We start from the raw sequence: 16980 nt of genomic DNA on the forward strand, positions 1-16980 counted from the left end.
TTTTATTACCTTCAGTTATGGTTTACACCTAAATCAAAAACTCTTTTACGTTAAACTTTTTCTTATAGGATTAATTTTTAATGCTATCAGTCGATTATTTTTGCTTGCATAAAACGCGTTAATATTTCGCCCAATTGGCTATTTTGTTCTTGGCTTATCTCTCGACCAGCATGATGACCCACATTTTCTTGGGCTAATTGAGCAAAAGCAATAAACCAATCGAAAATAGCATATTGAGAATAATTTTTGGTTTTCTCATCTAACATCGGTAATGGATGTGATGAGGCAGTAGAAAATTCGGTAATAGGTGTTGAAAACAAAGGTTTACCTTGATTAAAACGGCTCATTGGCACGTCTGTTTGCCCATTAATAAAACCAAGCCATGCAATAAAATCGGCTAATAAAATACTGTTACTGCTTACTTGTCTTGATGCAATGTCATCACGTTTATTACCGGTATTTTCATTTTGTAAGATATTATCTGTTAATTGTTGTGCAATATTCAATCGACTTGCACCTGTGATAAGTTCTTCAACAATAAAAGATAAATATTTTTGATCTAAGCCAAAAAATTGTAATACTTGTTTATCTAATACTAGCGAACGTAAATGTTCAATCCACGCCATAAATACGGCTTTAGCAAATTTTGATTCGGTTAATTCGCTGGTCTTAATGGGTGTTTTTGGACTCGTTGTTTCAGGAAATAATTCAAAATCCATATTAAATGCAAATTCATCAGATAGCGGCGCAGCTAACATATCATCATGATTTGACGATTCAAATTGTTGGTTTTCGCTAGAATGGTAAAGTAATCGAAGCGTATTTTCAGGCAAAGCAAATAAATTCAATAATTCACCCAATAATAAAGCTTTACCTTGCAGTGCTTTGACAACATCATTGATGATTTGTTTTTTCTTCGCTAATTCTTGAAAATTATCACCCTCATACCAACTGTCAAACCGTAAACGAACAATATAATCAATTTTATTGTTAAGTTGTTCGATAATACGCTTTTGTTTTATTTCAGGAACTGCAACCTGTTCTAAATATTGGCTAATACCTGTCATACCACCATCATTTAGCCTAAGCATGTTATCCCAAATTTGTTCGGGATTGGCGATATAATCTTTAATATCATCATTTTGTGCAAAACTATCTTTTAGTTGTGCCATTTTGGCTTCATAATTTTGATTAAGCGATAATTCTTGATGTGATTTTGGATCAACCTCTAAAAATGGCACATCAAACCCCGGTTTACGCACTAAATAAACGTTATTAAATTTTTGTCCATTTGACCAATTAGTTAACCAATCATAATTACCAAAACGTTCTAAAATAGTTTGCTGTAATAATCCACCTTTACCCCAACTATTTATCAAATTACCATCAGCTAATTGTAAGGAAGAGGCAATACGTTTATCAAACATAGTGATAGCCCACAGTAAACCTGCTTTTTTATTGCTGCGCTCTTCTGCATTCTCACCTTGTGTTTTGGCGATCCAACGTTCTAAAACGGGACCAACATCGTTAACATCCGATTGTTTATCGGATGGAGTACAAACGACAAGCACATTCATTTCTTGATTATCGGTGTATTTTTCAAAAAGATAAGCAACTTTACCGCGTAACAATAATTGTGCAATCGGATTGCCTTCTTTAATCTCGCTGATACTGGTTAAATTTAAACGACCACGATAGCCAGGAAAATCTAACAAATCGACATTTTCAAATGTCGCAACGCGCGTTTTATTAACAAGTGGAAAAATTAATTCTGTCGTTAAAAATGCGAGTTCTGCCATTGAAATCTCAATTTGATTACCTTCGTTTGGCATAATGTTGACTTGCGAATCTCTATCACTATTTATGCGTTCAAGCATATCTACATTCATAATGCTGTCGCTTTGTGATTTAATACCATTTTGTTCTTTGATTAAAACCGTTAAAGGTGCATAAACTTTCTCTGCATGATTTAAACGACCGAGCGTTGTTGCTAATTGGCAATACATTTGCGTAAGTTCGCTAATATTTCCCCACAAGACAGCAAATAATTGCCCACGATCTTCAGTCGAAAGATAAGGTGCAAGCATCATTGCGTGTTCCCAATACCCCCCTTTTAGTGCTTCGAGTGAATTGGCAAAATTTTCGGAAACATAATCATATAAATCAACAATATCATCTTGATTGATACCTAAAACAGGGCTTGCTTGTTTTTTTGTTTCTAACTGCTTTAAGACTTGATTCAACTGTGCAAAATCGATTTTATGACTCATGCGTTGCTGATCGAAATCTTTAAAATATGAATTTAATAAAATTTTGACGAGTTCAATTTCTTGAAATAATTTTAATTCTAACGGAAAACCGTCAACACCACCTTTAGCAATTCGGCTAAAACGCGTGACAAGCCCTGTCGCTTCTTTACCACTGCCAACAGGATTAACATGATCGATAAAATCTAAGATTTGATCGCCAATTTGCGTTTCAAGCTTACCATTTTCACCAGCAGCTAAAGCTGAAATAAGGTAAGATTTACCCGCTTGTGATAAACCAAAAAACCCAACGGCAACTGATTTACTTGCAACGTCACCTAATCGTTTAGCTGTATTACGTAAACGCCGTAAGTCAAAAATTAAATTATCTGCTTCGTTATTCAAACGTTTTGATGAATCGCGAGTTTGCTTTACCCAATTAATCGCTTGTTCAGATGCTTGATAGACCTGTTGCCAAGATTCTGGCAGCTGTGTATTTATAGTTTTCATCGTTTGATAATCCCACTATCTAGCCAATATTGCGTACTTACTAATCCGGAATTGACTAGCGTATTTAGACTTAATTTAATATCGGTGTTTTTATTACATGTGCGTCCATCTGACGCTTTCACATCTTTAATATAAAAATTTTCACCGACATTATTTTTATTTTTGATTCCTAATGTGACATTAAGGACGATACCATTTTCACTTAATCGTTTAGCAATATCTTTATTTTCAATCGTTAAAATATAAAGAGGCGAAGCTGACCAGCGATCTATTTCTAATTGTTTAAAACCAAGGCGTGTAGCACCACGAATTTCAAACGATATATCTGGAAAATCATAATCCGGATTATCTAAATCGATATCGCGATAATAAACATTTTCTTGTTTAATCATATTAAGATTATCTAATTGACCGATATATTTCACGGTTGAATATAATTCCATAATAGAAGAACGAAAATAGAAATTAGTTAATCTTAAGTTTTTACTTAAAAAACATAACATCGCACCTACTGCCGCGGTTGTTTTTGGATCGTCAATACGTTCTTGTTTGTGGAAAGGATACCAGCTACCTGTATGATAACCATGGAGAGGTAAAATGCGACCAGCGGGGATTGAAGCGCGAGATCTAAAATAACTGATAACGCCAGGTAAACGCGATGGGCGTCCCGTTAAAAGTAAAACATCGCATTGATAACAACTAATAATTTCTGATAAAGCATCAAATGTTTTACAAATATTATAGTAATCACCACGAATAAATAAGCGATGCACTTTGCTTAAATTAATCTCTATTGTCATATCAAGGACATTAAATTCTGGATTATTTAGCGCACGTCGAATCGGTTCATTAATAAAATTAAGGACACTCTCAGTTAATGTATTTTGTTGTAATAATTCGCTTATCACTCTATGGCGCGAATGTTCTGTTGCGTGAATGGGATCATATAATTCATATTCTTTTAAGATTTGTAATCCAATTGGCATAAATAATTGTAAGGTCAATTGTTGCCGTAATACCGCATCTTGAATTGATAATTGTTGTGAACCAATAATTTGTGAAAGAACCGGACTTGGATCACTTAACCCCGCCAACTTCAATCCATTTGTAAGAGCGACTAAAACGGTATCTTGAATTAAATCCAATAAAATATCATCACCCGCAACTTTAAAACCATCACGAAAACGTTGCTGTGGTACGATATAAGCATTACTACCGCCAACTTGTTTATTTTCGCCATAATCTAATGCGTAATCATTGATAATTAAGTCAGTCGTACCCCCGCCAATATCAACTGTTGCTATCGTTAATATTTGTTTATTTTCTTTTTCGGGTCTTACCATATTGGCAATAAATTCTTCTGGTCGACCATTATAATTATTTTGTGTTTCATTAAATAAATACACAACTTGCCCGCAGGTTGCTTCGTCCCACTGGATATGGACTTCGGGTATATTAGGGTACACGCGTGTTAAATCAGCAGGATCGTTAAAATTAATATTATTTTCAGTCGTATCCCAACCGAGACTCTTCCATACAAGACCAACCGCTTGATAAACACAATTTTTAAAGATTTCTTGTTCCGGTTTTGGCATTGCCGGTGGGATCGTTAAAATAATCGAACGTAAATACCTTGGCGTTTTAGCATGTTCTAATTTATTACGCTGTGCAACACTATTAATTTGCATTAATGCATGCATAAGAACTTCGCATAACATAAATGTCATTAATGAGCTGCGGGAGTATTTAGGGTGGAAAACCGGTATTTTTCGTGCAAATTCAGCATCATTATTATCATTTAAACTATGTAATGCTTCACCATATTCATTGATAAGGCTTGAAAAAGGCTCGGCTGTGGCAAAAGGTTCATGCTCACTTTTTACATATGAACTATTAAAACGCCAACCTTGTTCATATTTTGTTTGATCCCATAAATAACGTTTAGGGCTTGATAAGCCTGTCGAGCCTTCATTACCTTCTCGGCGACTTGCTAAACGGCTGGCTTCCTTTCCGACACGAACAATACTTGCCCAACGAAATGCATCACGCCTGCCACTTTGTAATGAAAAATGTTCTTTTCCAAAAAACGTTTGTGAAAACTCAACGCGACTTTCAAACGGTTCATTATAAATATATTCAGGTTTAGTTAAATCGCGGATCTCAAGTTCATAACGACGATTTAAACTATCTTTATCTTGCGCATGCTCTTCAATAAGAATGCCACATGTCCTCGAATTACCAACATCTAAAATCATATCAACAGGGATCGATTGTTTAATATCATCACGTAAATTTGACGCGATTTTAATATTTGGTAAATTCAACGCACTGTTTACCATATTAATAATGTTTAAGTAATGCGCATAATAAGCTTTGTTTTTTATCTCGCTAGCAATATCATCTTTATGCATCTTTAAACGTTCAGGCTCTGGCGCAAGGGTTGAAAAAAGATCGATTAACCAATTAGTAATCCAATTTAATTCTAAATACCAATTAATTTGATTTGAGCTAGAGGCTAAGTTAAAAATAGCTCCGGTTTTTACATCATTCTCGGTTGGAGCAAGGTAAGCAACATCTTGTAAATTAGCAAAAATTTTTGTATCAAATGCAAAGGTAACCCGATGCGTATTACCGTCAGGATCTTCGCCTTCGGGAATACTAACAATGCGCATACGACTCCAGTTATGGGGTCCTTTTTCAAAATGATCAGGAGGCGTTACACGCAAAATAGGCACGGGTAGCCATACACCGTCATATAATGCTAAGGACTGCTCAACACTGACTTCATAAGTCGGATCGACAAAAAATGAAGGATTATCTTGTGCATAAAATTGTCCGGTATCGGTATTTTCAATTAAACGTACAAGCGCACCACTTTCTGTTGGATCAATAAAACTGCCATTGATTTGGCTGCGCCAGTTTTTATCTTTCCAATCAATTTTAAGCGCGAATTCAAGAAATTGAATTCCGCTATTCATAATCAGTGTAACTTCTTGTCCATAATGACGTAATTCTGGCAACATAAGAAACCTTTATTGTTTTTTTATCGAGATAGGGAAATATTCCCCTTGCTTATAATATCCTTGGCATTGGGCTTGATTATTCTCATCTGGCGCACACTTAATCTTCGGTAATGCATATTTAGAATTATCACTACATAATGCGTCATTGTCACTGATAATATTTAAATTATTATTATCGATGCCACTACCCACTTTACCAACACAACTAACGCCATCACTTCTTGTAACAGTCACGTTTCCTTGACCCTGATTAAAATCGTATTTTAATTGTAATGGTTTACCTGTTGTACTATCTTGTACTCCACCATTAACGCCCCATGCACCATCTAAAAATTGAGTTGACCCCGATTTTAATGTTTGATCAGACAAGGCAAGTTTATTATTGTTTGCTTTATTAGAATTATCTGCCTTTTCAATAGTCGGTTGGGATTGATCCGTTTTATTCTGCTCAGGAGGAATTTGTGCCGGATCCGTTTTTGTATTATCGCCATTCTTTTCAGAATTATTTTCTGGTGTTTTCTCTATATTATTATCATTATCTGAATTAGGATCCTTAATATCTGAAGCTATATTATCTTCAGGTTTCATGGCAGGGTCGATATCAGATTTAGCTATTTCAGGATTAGCCATGCTATCAATCGCATCCAGGTTTGAAGTTTGTATCAATGAATTAGCATCAGATGATGGGATGACTGTATTAGATTGAATGACAGAATTACCGACAACAACCGGTTTTTTACGTATCGGATCTTCTTTCTTATTGATAGGGGCAACCACTTCCTCGGTTTTAACCGGCAAATTATTTAACGTCAGCTCTGGTTTAAAAAAATAACCACGTAAAACAAAAAACCATAATAATGCTAAGAGTAAAAGTAATAATAAAGGCAATAATAACCAAAACCACAAGCTTTTATACCAAGGTTTAGGCATTACTTTTAATGGCGCTGTCTCTAACGGAATCGTTGATTTAATAACATTAGCGGGTTTTAAGCTAGCTTCTAAACGATAAAACGGTGATCCCGATAAATCGGTGTTCGGATCTGCAAATCCCCAAAAAGTAATGACGGGTTTACCGTCAACAATATAAACAAATTCTTCATTTGGATAACGAATTGCAAGCAGTGAGGGAGCTTCATCTGAATTTTTTACCGCATAAATTAAGCGGCTAAAAAGAAGTAAATCACCTTGTAAATCGGGTTGATTAGCAAGCTTCTTACCTAATAACCTGACATTTTCAGCAAAATCTTGTAATTGTTCTAATGCTGCGGCTTGTTCTTCAGGACTTGCAGATGTCCATGGCACAATGTTATGTTGACCATCATCATTTTGTGATGCAAACGGGATATACCAATCTATAACATTACCCTGATCATTACGTTGTGGGATGGCTAAAAAATCGGCGTATTTTTCACCTAATTTAACACTAAACGTTTTGCGAATTTGCGCTGCAAATTGATAAACAGCCTTACCGTCTTGACCTAATATCTTAAAATTTTTCAGCAAACCACTTCTTAATAAAGTATAAGCCATACTAATTACATAAATTTAACAAATAATTTCTTATTTTAACAGAAACTTACTCCTTGTCATGAGTAAATTAATGATTACGTAAATAAATTATTTCTCTATTATGATTTAAATAAATGCTCATTTAAGCGATTTTTTATCTTATCTTTGATTTATTGCTATCTCCTCTTATGTAAAAGTATTGGTCTTTTTTTAATATTTATCAATCAAATAGATCATCTTGTAATACGCGTAATCCTTGCATATCACTTTCGCCTTTAATCACTAAGCTAGGATCGGAACGTAAACATAAGCCAGCAAAATGACCACCAACTGTAAAAGTACACACTTGCAGATAAACATCCTCAACTTTTGGTAGACACCAGAGTTCTTGATAAATATTTTCTTGTTTAGCAAATTGACCATTCGTTTTACCAAGAATTTGTTCTTTTTGATCAACGAGTTGAATATTACTGCCTCGCCTTCCCGCAATCGGTTTTACCGCATAGCCTTTGTGAATAAGGTTATCATTTAATTCAAACGCAGCTTCTAATAAATAATGATGGTTCGGAAATAATGACCAAAGGACAGGTAAAATAGCTTTATTGCTGGGGATAAGTGTCCATAAAGGTTCATATACCGTAACTTCCGGTCTTAATAAAACATCCATTAATCTGACATTTGGTAAAGGTTTAAGACGATAATTAGAGCATGGTTGTTCTTTTTGTGCCTCGCTTTCATCACGTAACTGTTCAAGGACAGTTTCCCATGCCCATGTCTTCCACACACAAGTAACAGGATTATTTTCATTATCGATTAATTGTTGATTATCATCCCACCTTAATGCCGCTAAGCCATGCAGTATTTTACTTTTAAAGCCCGCTTGTGTGATGGCTTTTTGCATAAATAACGCATGATAATTTTCTTCTTTATCGTTATCTTGCATGATGTGGATAAAAGGTTTAGCTTCACTGCGTTTCCAACAATCGACCAAACAATTAAACAGTTGTTCACCTGGATCTTGTCCCTGCACATAATCGGCTTGCTGCGCCCATTTGCCTAAAATTAACCCCGCTTCAGTATGACAAGAGGCAGAATCAGCATTATATTCATAGGCTTTAATACCTCTTTCATCCATACAAAAATCTAACCGTCCGGTTATCATTTGATAACGCCTTTGTTGCCATGATGTTCGTAATCTCGACCATAAAATAGAGGGAATATTGAAATTTATCAGTAGCCTATCATCTTTTAAGACTTTTTCGGTTGCATGTAAATACATTAAATGTAATTCATTGGTAGCTCTTATCAATTCTTGTTGAGCTCTTTCTGATATCGAAAAATATCGATATTGGTCATCATGATTGATTTTTTGTCCACTGGCTTGTACATAAGCATGAATAATAGGATCTTGTTCATTTAACCAATCATGATTAAATTGCCCTTCATTTTTAACATGTTCACTATGTATTTTAAGATAATTAGGTTGCGTTTCAGGTTGTGGTAGGCTGTATGTCGTATCACTGGTTTGAATCATCCAGCCTAAAATTGTTGTATCTTCAAACGTGTCATGTAAAAAATGACCGCTTGGTGAAACGCTCATTTTTAACTCTCTTGACCAATTTTGTCCATCAGGTAGACGCTCATCTGTGACATTTTGTTCAGCAATGCGCACTCTATCCGTTAAAACTTCAGTAATAATTGCTGCATGCCCTGTACGGCTAAAAACGCCGCCATCATCCCAGACTAAAATCGCGCCGGCTTCTGGAGCTTTTTTACTGCCATTAGCAAATGCTTGCAATGGTAAAAGCGCTTCATCAGTAATATGCCTTAAAAAGCGTAATGAAAAAATTTCGTGCGCCATCCCTACATCAGAGAAAACCGTTCCATAATTAAGATATAAAAAGCGACGCGCAAATTCGACACATTGCCATTTAAATCCCATAAATTCATTATTAATATAACTTCGATAAGAATTATAATCAGGAAACTGTTGTTTATCTGCCTGATCATAATCAGAAGAATACATGGCAACCCCGCCCGGCGCATAGCCTAATAACGTATCAAAAGGCTCTTTTTGTTTAACATTTATTGACATAGCGCTTACCTTTTATTTACAGTTATTCATTATAATAAATCAATTTTATTTAGTTACAATAAGATATACATAAATTACTTGAAGTCTCCCAAAAAGACTATATATGGTGATTATGGTTAATTTTAGTCACTAAAATTGAATTTATCTTACTTATCGTTTGCGAGAAAATCCCTATGCAACCAACTAAATTACACGAATTATTAGAATTTCCCTGTTCTTTTACTTATAAAATCATGGGCGAGGCAAAACCGGAATTAATTGATAAAGTTATTGAAGTTGTGCAACAAACTGTCCCGGGTGATTATATGCCGATTGTTAAGCCGAGTAGCAAAGGGAATTATCAGTCCGTATCAATTACTATCAATGCAACGAATATTGAACAAATTGAAAAATTATATAAAGAACTTGCCGAAATAGATATTGTAAGAATGGTGTTATAAATTTTAAATGCACTTATGAATATTATGGACGGTGATTTTTAACGAAAACTTTTTTACTCATTGAATAATCATGTCGAATAAAACAAATAAGTGGGCATAAATCTCCACTTATTTGCCTAAAAATTAAGTCTATCAATTTAACACTTAATCTAAAATTTAATATTGATCTATTTTAAATTAAGCCAGTAAACGGTTAAGTTCTTGCGTTACTTCGTTAACTTGTTTTGTACCATCAATTTGACAATACTTGACTTTACCTTCACGCGCTTCTTGTTTGTAGTAAAGGACTAATGGTTTAGTTAGTTCGTGATATTCAACAAGACGTTTACGGACAATTTCTTCATTATCATCTTTACGGATAGTCAAAGGTTCGCCCGTCACATCATCAATATCTTCAACTTTAGGTGGATTATGACGAATATGATAAACACGACCTGATGGTGCATGAATACGACGTCCACTCATTCTATCAATAATCACTGAATCTGGCACATCAAATTCAATAACATAATCTACATCAATGTGTGCGGCTTTCATCGCATCAGCTTGTGGCAATGTGCGAGGAAATCCGTCTAACAAAAAACCATTAGCGCAATCAGGTTTAGAAATACGTTCTTTTACTAACGCAATGACAAGATCATCCGTTACTAATTTACCCGATTCCATTAATACTTTTGCTTGAAGGCCAAGAGGTGAACCTTCTTTAACTGCTGCTCGCAACATATCACCGGTCGATATTTGTGGAATGGCATATTTTTGCATAATAAATTGCGCTTGTGTTCCTTTCCCTGCTCCAGGTGCGCCTAATAAAATAATTCGCATGAAATAACCTCTGATGCTGTTAAAAAATATAATATAAAATTAATTATTCTGATAATTGATAATGAGTAATAATTTTTCGGCTAGAAATTAAGCCATCAATCCGACATAAATAACTTACTGAACCACAACCTTTAATTTGTTCTAATTGATCATGACAGATTGGACAGTTGAATTGTTGAATATAGTTGTGTTTACATGCGGGACAATGATAACGATTTGCTGAAATTAATGCCATTTCACCATGACAAACAGGACAAAGTTTGTTATCGCAAGATGACATTAGCGTTGAAATCATAAAATTATTTGCGCCCTTTAACATGCTGCATTAAACGACGACGTTTACGTTGTTGTACTTTTGTTAACGTATTTTTACGCCCTTCAAACGGGTTAACACTTTCTTTAAATTGAATACGAATCGGTGTCCCCATGATTTGTAAAGAACGCCTAAAATAATTCATTAAATAACGTTTATAAGAATCGGGTAAATCTTCGACCTGATTGCCATGAATAACCACAATCGGTGGATTATAGCCTCCAGCATGCGCATATTTTAATTTGACCCGTCGACCTCGTACCAAAGGTGGTTGGTGATCATCTTGTGCCATTTGCATTATTTTGGTTAATAATGCGGTATTAACGCGCCGTGTTGCACAATCATAAGCTTCTTGAATTGAATCAAATAAATTGCCAACTCCACTACCATGCAAGGCAGAAATAAAATGTAAGCGAGCAAAATCAATAAAATCTAAACGATCATCGAGGGTACTTTTAATCTGTTCTTTAATTTCTAAAGATAATCCATCCCACTTATTGACAGCAATCACTAACGAGCGACCGCTATTAATGATAAAGCTGAGCAGTGACAAATCTTGATCAGAAATCCCTTCTCGTGCATCAATCACTAAAATGACAACATTTGCCTCCTCAATCGCTTGTAAGGTTTTAATAACTGAAAATTTCTCAACAGTTTCAGTTACTTTACCGCGTTTTCGGACGCCAGCAGTATCAATTAGGACATATTCGCGCTCATCACGCGTCATTGGGATGTAAATACTATCGCGTGTTGTTCCCGGCATATCATACACAACAACACGATCTTCACCTAAAATACGATTAGTTAAAGTCGATTTGCCGACATTCGGTCGACCAACGATGGCGACTTTAATCGGCTTATCGATAAGCGCTTGCGTTTCATCAATCTCGTCTGCATCGCGAGCCGATTCATTTATATCGTTAATATCTAAAAATTCATCGCTGTCATCATAAGTGTCAGTATTCTCATTAGAAAAATGAAAAACCGGATCTAAAACAGATTCAATTAAGGCTGTAACTCCCCGTCCATGGCTTGCAGCTATAGGGTAGATATCGCCAAAACCCAGCGAATAAAAATCCCCCATTGCGCTATCAGCGTCTATTCCATCTGTTTTATTAGCTACTAAAAAAGTCGCTTTTTGACGTGTTCTTAAGTGATTAGCTATTGCAAAATCCGCAGGCATAACGCCTGCTCTTGCATCCACTAAAAATAAAACAATATCGGCTTCTTCAATCGCTTGCAAAGACTGCTGGGCCATAAAGCTTTCGATACCTTCTTCTGAGCCATCAATACCACCGGTATCAATAACCAAATACTCATTGCCTTTAATTTCGGCTCGACCATATTTACGATCGCGTGTTAACCCAGGAAAATCCGCAACTAACGCGTCTCTTGTTCGTGTTAATCGATTAAATAACGTCGATTTTCCGACATTGGGTCGACCAACTAATGCAACGACAGGTACCATGTTTACTCTCAAATTAATTTAGTTTTTTGTAAAAGCATAAATATTGCCATTTTTTGCTTGTACAATTAATTTATTATCTACAACAATCGGTTTTGCCATAAGTCCACTGCTACTCACTTCTGTTTTAGTCACAATGTCCCCACTTTCTATATCTAACCAATAAAGGTAACCCTCAAAATCACCAACCACAATATAATTTTGGTAAATGACAGGATCCGTTAATTGACGATTTAATAAACTCGATTGCTTCCAAATAGTGCCTCCGCCATTTTTCTTAGCGGATAAAATATTATCGTTTTGATCAACAATAAATAAATGATCAGAATCAGCAGTAAAGCTATGCGTTGAGCCAATTTCCTTGCGCCACATGATTTGCCCATTACTTAAATCCAAGGCAACAAGATTACCGTTATATCCAATGGCGTAAACAAGTGCACCATCAATAATTGGTGTTGTATCAACATCATTAAGTTTAGCAATCTCGGTAGAGCCTGTAGGCTGCGAAATACGTTGTTGCCAAATCAATTGACCATCTTTTAAATAAAAAGCGTTAACGCGTCCGCTATCATCTCCAATAATAATAGCGCCATGAGCAATACTCGGCACTGAATTACCACGTAATGATAAATTAGGCACTTCAAGGGTTAAATCCCAAACTTCATCGCCAGTATCACGATCAAAAGTTTGAACATAACCGTTAGACGTATGCACAACTAGCTTATTTTCACTCGATATGGGTTTTGCAAGAACTTCGCCTTTAGCTTTTTTTTGCCAGATAAGTTTACCGCTTTGACGATCGATAGCATAAACGACTGCACGTTCACTACCAAGATAAACGTTTTTTTCGTCAACCGTTACACCGCCTGAAAATAAAGCACTATGACTACTAAACAAAGTGCTATTTGACAAATCGATATTCCAAAGGGTATTGCCATTTATACTATCAATTGCCTTCACCTGTCCGTTACGCCCAGCAACATATATCACCGAATCATAATTTGCCGGACTAAGTGTTGAATAAACTGTCGGATTACCTGATGTGCTGTTATCCCAAATTTTAGTGACATTAAATTTATTGTCTACTTTTGGTATAGGAGCGACTTGCACTACATCTTCATCACCGCCAAATAATGAACATCCAGCAAGTGAAAACATAACAAGACCAGTAAAAATATATTTTGATAACTTCATTTAATCGATCCTTATTGCATTAATTATTTGTACTCGTTGGCGTTAATTATTATTGCGCCTGATCTTTTACTTCTTGTTGTTCCTACTGGTTATTTTCAGTTGTGTTTTTTTGAGACTCGGCTTCTAACTCATCAATTTGTTTAGCTTTTAAGTATTCGGCTTGATTAAGTTTTATCTTGATATTTTGCTGAACTTGCTTATCTTCAACTAAAGGTAATGCGGTTTGATATGCTGTAACAGCATCGGCTAAACGATCTAATTTTACAAAAATATCACCCTTTATTTCATCAACAAGTGGAGCATAGCTGGCAGATTTAACCTTATCTAAATAGGCTAATCCCTCTTGATATTGAGCTAATTGATAATGCAAACGCGCTATACGAATATAAATAAGTGTTTGGACAGACTCAGCATTCGTTTGATTAAGTGCATCTTTTAATAAATCAATAGCACCAGGATAGTCTTTTAAATTATCGACATAAAATTTAGCAGCTTTTAAATCAGCATAAACACGATAAATGGTATTATCTTGTTTAGCAAAAGCAACCAGATCATTTACTGATTCAGGTTTACTATTATCTAATTTTTCTAATAATTCTGTATAACGTTCAGATGATTCAGCTGCACGTTTAGATTGCTCAAATTGCCAATATTTATAACCACCAAAAGCGACGATTCCAACTATGATAAGCAAGATTATAATGGTTACTTTAAATTTAGGCGAAATTCCTTTTTTTGTGGAAACTTGACGCTCACTGTTTAATTGATGACTCACGTTCTTCTCCTATTACCTTACATTTTTATCGCTAAACAATTCGGCACAACATCATTTTGTGCTATTTCGATTTGCTCGCCAGTTTGTAAATTTTTAATGGTTGCTGTTTGATTAATGGCTTCATTTTCGCCAATAATAATCGCTATTTTAGCACCTAACTTATCGGCTTTCGCAAATTGTTTTTTAAAATTACCCGATCCATAATGAGTAACAACTCGTTTATTAGGCAAATTATCGCGCAATTGTTCTGCAAGAGATTGCGCAACTGAAATCGTTTTTTCATCACCCGATGATATCATATAAATATCAATCGAATTATCGACGCTAAATTCTGGATTAACAGCTTGAATTAATAAAACTAATCGCTCCATGCCCATGGCAAATCCAACAGCAGGTGTTTGCTGACCACCTAATTGTTGCACAAGTCCATCATAACGACCACCACCGCAAACCGTTCCTTGCGCCCCTAAACTATTTGTGACCCATTCAAAAACAGTGCGATTATAATAATCTAGCCCACGAACAAGGCGCTGATTGATATTATATTTTATGCCAGCATTATCAAGTAAGTAACAAAGCTGTGTAAAATGTGCTTTTGAATCTTCATCAAGGTAATCAAATAACTTAGGAGCATCATTTAATAATGCTTGCACCTGCGGATTTTTTGAATCTAATACCCGCAAAGGATTAGTATACATACGACGTAAGCAGTCTTCATCTAATTTATCTTTGTGCTGCTCTAAAAATTCGATTAATGCTTTACGATAATTCGCTCTCGCTTCTAAAGATCCAATTGAATTTAATTCTAATGAAGTATGTTCAGCAATACCTAATGCTTTCCAAAATCGCGCAGTGAGTAAAATGAGTTCAGCATCAATATTTGGACCTTCAAGCCCAAACACTTCAACGCCTAATTGATGAAATTGACGATAACGACCTTTTTGCGGTTTTTCGTAACGAAATGCAGGACCAAAATACCATAAACGTTGCTCTTGGTTATAAAATAAACCATGTTCAATACCTGCACGAACACAACCCGCTGTGATTTCGGGTCTTAATGTAATGCTTTCGTCATTACGATCATTAAAGGTATACATTTCTTTTTCGACAATATCTGTTACTTCGCCAACAGCTCGCTTAAATAATGCCGTATCTTCAACGATAGGAGTACGAATTTCATTGTAACCGTAACTATTTAAAATCCCTTTCACAATCGTTTCAATTTTTTGATAACTTGCACTTTCAGTCGGTAACAAATCATTCATACCACGGATAGATTGTATTTTTTTATTGGTCATTCTAATATTCACTTTAATCAAATTATTCTAGTCAGTTTATAAGTATTATGCTAAATAGTAAAACATCACTTGTGCAAATTCGTTGTTAATTATTAAACATCTTTAGTGACAATCCGATTTTTCATTAATTGCGCTTTGGCTCGGATCCTTGCTTCAAGTTCATCAATCATACCTTCATTATCGATGCGACCTACTCGCACGCCATCATCATAAAAACCACTTTTATTATGCCCACCCGCAACGCCCATTGTCGATGCCAATGCTTCACCAGGACCATTAACAACACAGCCAATAATTGAAACATCCATTGGCGTAATAATATCTTCAAGACGCAGCTCTAATGCATTAACGGTATTAATCACATCAAACTCTTGTCGAGAACAGGTTGGACAAGCAATAAAATTGATCCCTCGCGATCGTATTTTAAGTGATTTTAATATATCAAATCCGACTTTCACTTCTTCAGTCGGATCGGCGGCTAATGAAACCCTTAGCGTATCACCGATGCCTTCTGATAATAATAGACCAAGCCCAATTGCTGATTTTATTGCACCCGCTCTGGCTCCGCCTGCTTCGGTAATACCTAAATGTAACGGTTGCTCTATTTGTTTAGCCAATAATCGATAAGCACTAACTGCTGTAAAAACATCTGACGCTTTGACACTAACTTTAAACTGATCAAAATTAAATTTATCTAAAATATCAACATGCCGCATAGCAGATTCAACAATAGCCTCGGCTGTTGGTTCGCCATATTTTTCTTGAATTTCTTTTTCAAGGGATCCTGAATTTACGCCGATACGAATCGGAATATTATGATCTCTTGAGCAATCAACAACAGCGCGAATACGTGATTCATTACCAATATTACCCGGATTAATACGTAAACAATCGACACCATATTCTGCCACTTTTAAAGCTATTCGATAATCAAAATGAATATCTGCAATAAGCGGAACATTGACTTGTTTTTTGATGAGTTTAAAGGCTTCAGCAGCATCCATAGTTGGAATAGATACACGCACAATATCGACACCGACTCGTTCAAGTGCTGTAATTTGAGCAACGGTTTTGTCAACATCTGTGGTACGTGTATTTGTCATTGATTGGACTGAGATGGGTGCGCCCCCACCGACAGGCACATTACCAACATAAATCCGTTTAGATTCTCGCCTGATTATCTTAGAATCTTTGTGGCTCATAATATATCTGACCATTATAACAATAATAACTAGGCGGCAATCTTAACAAGAAATAGGGCAAATGTCTGTATTAGAATCAGAATATTTA

Annotated in this window: 12 protein-coding genes; 1 reads left to right on the forward strand and 11 read right to left on the reverse strand. The window is 35.6% G+C overall.

Going from position 1 to position 16980, the window contains the following annotated elements; genetic code table 11:
- Nucleotides 1–86: 86 nt before the first annotated feature.
- From ACSYSW_RS00700 to gss, 4 genes are all read right to left on the reverse strand, one after another.
- On the reverse strand, nucleotides 87–2756 hold the full coding sequence (locus ACSYSW_RS00700) for a putative virulence factor (RefSeq protein WP_491705170.1): 2670 nt from the start codon (nucleotides 2754–2756) through the stop codon (nucleotides 87–89).
- Nucleotides 2753–5779 carry a virulence factor SrfB gene (locus tag ACSYSW_RS00705; protein WP_491705169.1) on the reverse strand — a complete coding sequence of 1009 codons (3027 nt, stop codon included), beginning with the start codon at nucleotides 5777–5779 and terminating at the stop codon, nucleotides 2753–2755. Before ACSYSW_RS00705 ends, ACSYSW_RS00700 begins: the two co-directional genes overlap by 4 nt.
- Before the next feature lie 9 nt (nucleotides 5780–5788).
- A complete protein-coding gene (locus ACSYSW_RS00710) occupies nucleotides 5789–7309 on the reverse strand; it encodes an SrfA family protein (protein ID WP_491705168.1) in 1521 nt (506 codons plus the stop codon).
- 199 nt (nucleotides 7310–7508) lie between these two features.
- Entirely contained in the window at nucleotides 7509–9383 is a 1875-nt protein-coding gene (gss, locus tag ACSYSW_RS00715) for a bifunctional glutathionylspermidine amidase/synthase (protein ID WP_491705167.1), read from the reverse strand.
- Nucleotides 9384–9556: 173 nt separating this feature from the next.
- Here gss and ybeD point away from each other — a divergent pair, with 173 nt between their 5' ends.
- The gene (ybeD, locus tag ACSYSW_RS00720) at nucleotides 9557–9823 is read left to right on the forward strand and encodes a DUF493 family protein YbeD (RefSeq protein WP_491705166.1); all 267 of its coding nucleotides are present in this window, start codon (nucleotides 9557–9559) and stop codon (nucleotides 9821–9823) included.
- Between the two features lie 177 nt (nucleotides 9824–10000).
- Here the strand turns inward: ybeD and adk are convergent, their stop codons facing one another.
- The 7 genes from adk to ispG form a co-directional block, all read right to left on the reverse strand.
- Nucleotides 10001–10645, reverse strand: coding sequence for an adenylate kinase (adk, locus tag ACSYSW_RS00725; protein ID WP_491705165.1), 645 nt, complete (start codon nucleotides 10643–10645; stop codon nucleotides 10001–10003).
- A gap of 43 nt (nucleotides 10646–10688) precedes the next feature.
- Nucleotides 10689–10940 carry a YfgJ family double zinc ribbon protein gene (locus ACSYSW_RS00730; RefSeq protein ID WP_491705164.1) on the reverse strand — a complete coding sequence of 84 codons (252 nt, stop codon included), beginning with the start codon at nucleotides 10938–10940 and terminating at the stop codon, nucleotides 10689–10691.
- Between the two features lie 4 nt (nucleotides 10941–10944).
- Nucleotides 10945–12426 (reverse strand): ribosome biogenesis GTPase Der, encoded by a 1482-nt coding sequence (der, locus tag ACSYSW_RS00735; RefSeq protein WP_491705163.1) that lies wholly within the window; start codon nucleotides 12424–12426, stop codon nucleotides 10945–10947.
- Nucleotides 12427–12444: 18 nt separating this feature from the next.
- Entirely contained in the window at nucleotides 12445–13617 is a 1173-nt protein-coding gene (gene bamB, locus ACSYSW_RS00740) for an outer membrane protein assembly factor BamB (RefSeq protein ID WP_491705162.1), read from the reverse strand.
- A gap of 82 nt (nucleotides 13618–13699) precedes the next feature.
- The gene (locus ACSYSW_RS00745; RefSeq protein ID WP_491705161.1) at nucleotides 13700–14392 is read right to left on the reverse strand and encodes a YfgM family protein; all 693 of its coding nucleotides are present in this window, start codon (nucleotides 14390–14392) and stop codon (nucleotides 13700–13702) included.
- A gap of 17 nt (nucleotides 14393–14409) precedes the next feature.
- On the reverse strand, nucleotides 14410–15690 hold the full coding sequence (gene hisS, locus ACSYSW_RS00750) for a histidine--tRNA ligase (RefSeq protein ID WP_491705160.1): 1281 nt from the start codon (nucleotides 15688–15690) through the stop codon (nucleotides 14410–14412).
- A gap of 92 nt (nucleotides 15691–15782) precedes the next feature.
- Complete coding sequence (gene ispG / locus ACSYSW_RS00755) at nucleotides 15783–16892, reverse strand: flavodoxin-dependent (E)-4-hydroxy-3-methylbut-2-enyl-diphosphate synthase (RefSeq protein ID WP_491705159.1); 1110 nt, start codon at nucleotides 16890–16892, stop codon at nucleotides 15783–15785.
- Nucleotides 16893–16980 lie beyond the last annotated feature (88 nt).

The organism is Gilliamella sp. ESL1225 (genome assembly GCF_058502635.1).

What these genes read in the sequence shown, in the direction of transcription:
- ACSYSW_RS00700 (WP_491705170.1), bottom strand. Translation starts at nt 2,756, where the DNA reads ATGAAAACTATAAATACACAGCTGCCAGAATCTTGGCAACAGGTCTAT.
- ACSYSW_RS00705 (WP_491705169.1), bottom strand. Translation starts at nt 5,779, where the DNA reads ATGTTGCCAGAATTACGTCATTATGGACAAGAAGTTACACTGATTATG.
- ACSYSW_RS00710 (WP_491705168.1), bottom strand. Translation starts at nt 7,309, where the DNA reads ATGGCTTATACTTTATTAAGAAGTGGTTTGCTGAAAAATTTTAAGATA.
- gss (WP_491705167.1), bottom strand. Translation starts at nt 9,383, where the DNA reads ATGTCAATAAATGTTAAACAAAAAGAGCCTTTTGATACGTTATTAGGC.
- ybeD (WP_491705166.1), top strand. Translation starts at nt 9,557, where the DNA reads ATGCAACCAACTAAATTACACGAATTATTAGAATTTCCCTGTTCTTTT.
- adk (WP_491705165.1), bottom strand. Translation starts at nt 10,645, where the DNA reads ATGCGAATTATTTTATTAGGCGCACCTGGAGCAGGGAAAGGAACACAA.
- ACSYSW_RS00730 (WP_491705164.1), bottom strand. Translation starts at nt 10,940, where the DNA reads ATGATTTCAACGCTAATGTCATCTTGCGATAACAAACTTTGTCCTGTT.
- der (WP_491705163.1), bottom strand. Translation starts at nt 12,426, where the DNA reads ATGGTACCTGTCGTTGCATTAGTTGGTCGACCCAATGTCGGAAAATCG.
- bamB (WP_491705162.1), bottom strand. Translation starts at nt 13,617, where the DNA reads ATGAAGTTATCAAAATATATTTTTACTGGTCTTGTTATGTTTTCACTT.
- hisS (WP_491705160.1), bottom strand. Translation starts at nt 15,690, where the DNA reads ATGACCAATAAAAAAATACAATCTATCCGTGGTATGAATGATTTGTTA.
- ispG (WP_491705159.1), bottom strand. Translation starts at nt 16,892, where the DNA reads ATGAGCCACAAAGATTCTAAGATAATCAGGCGAGAATCTAAACGGATT.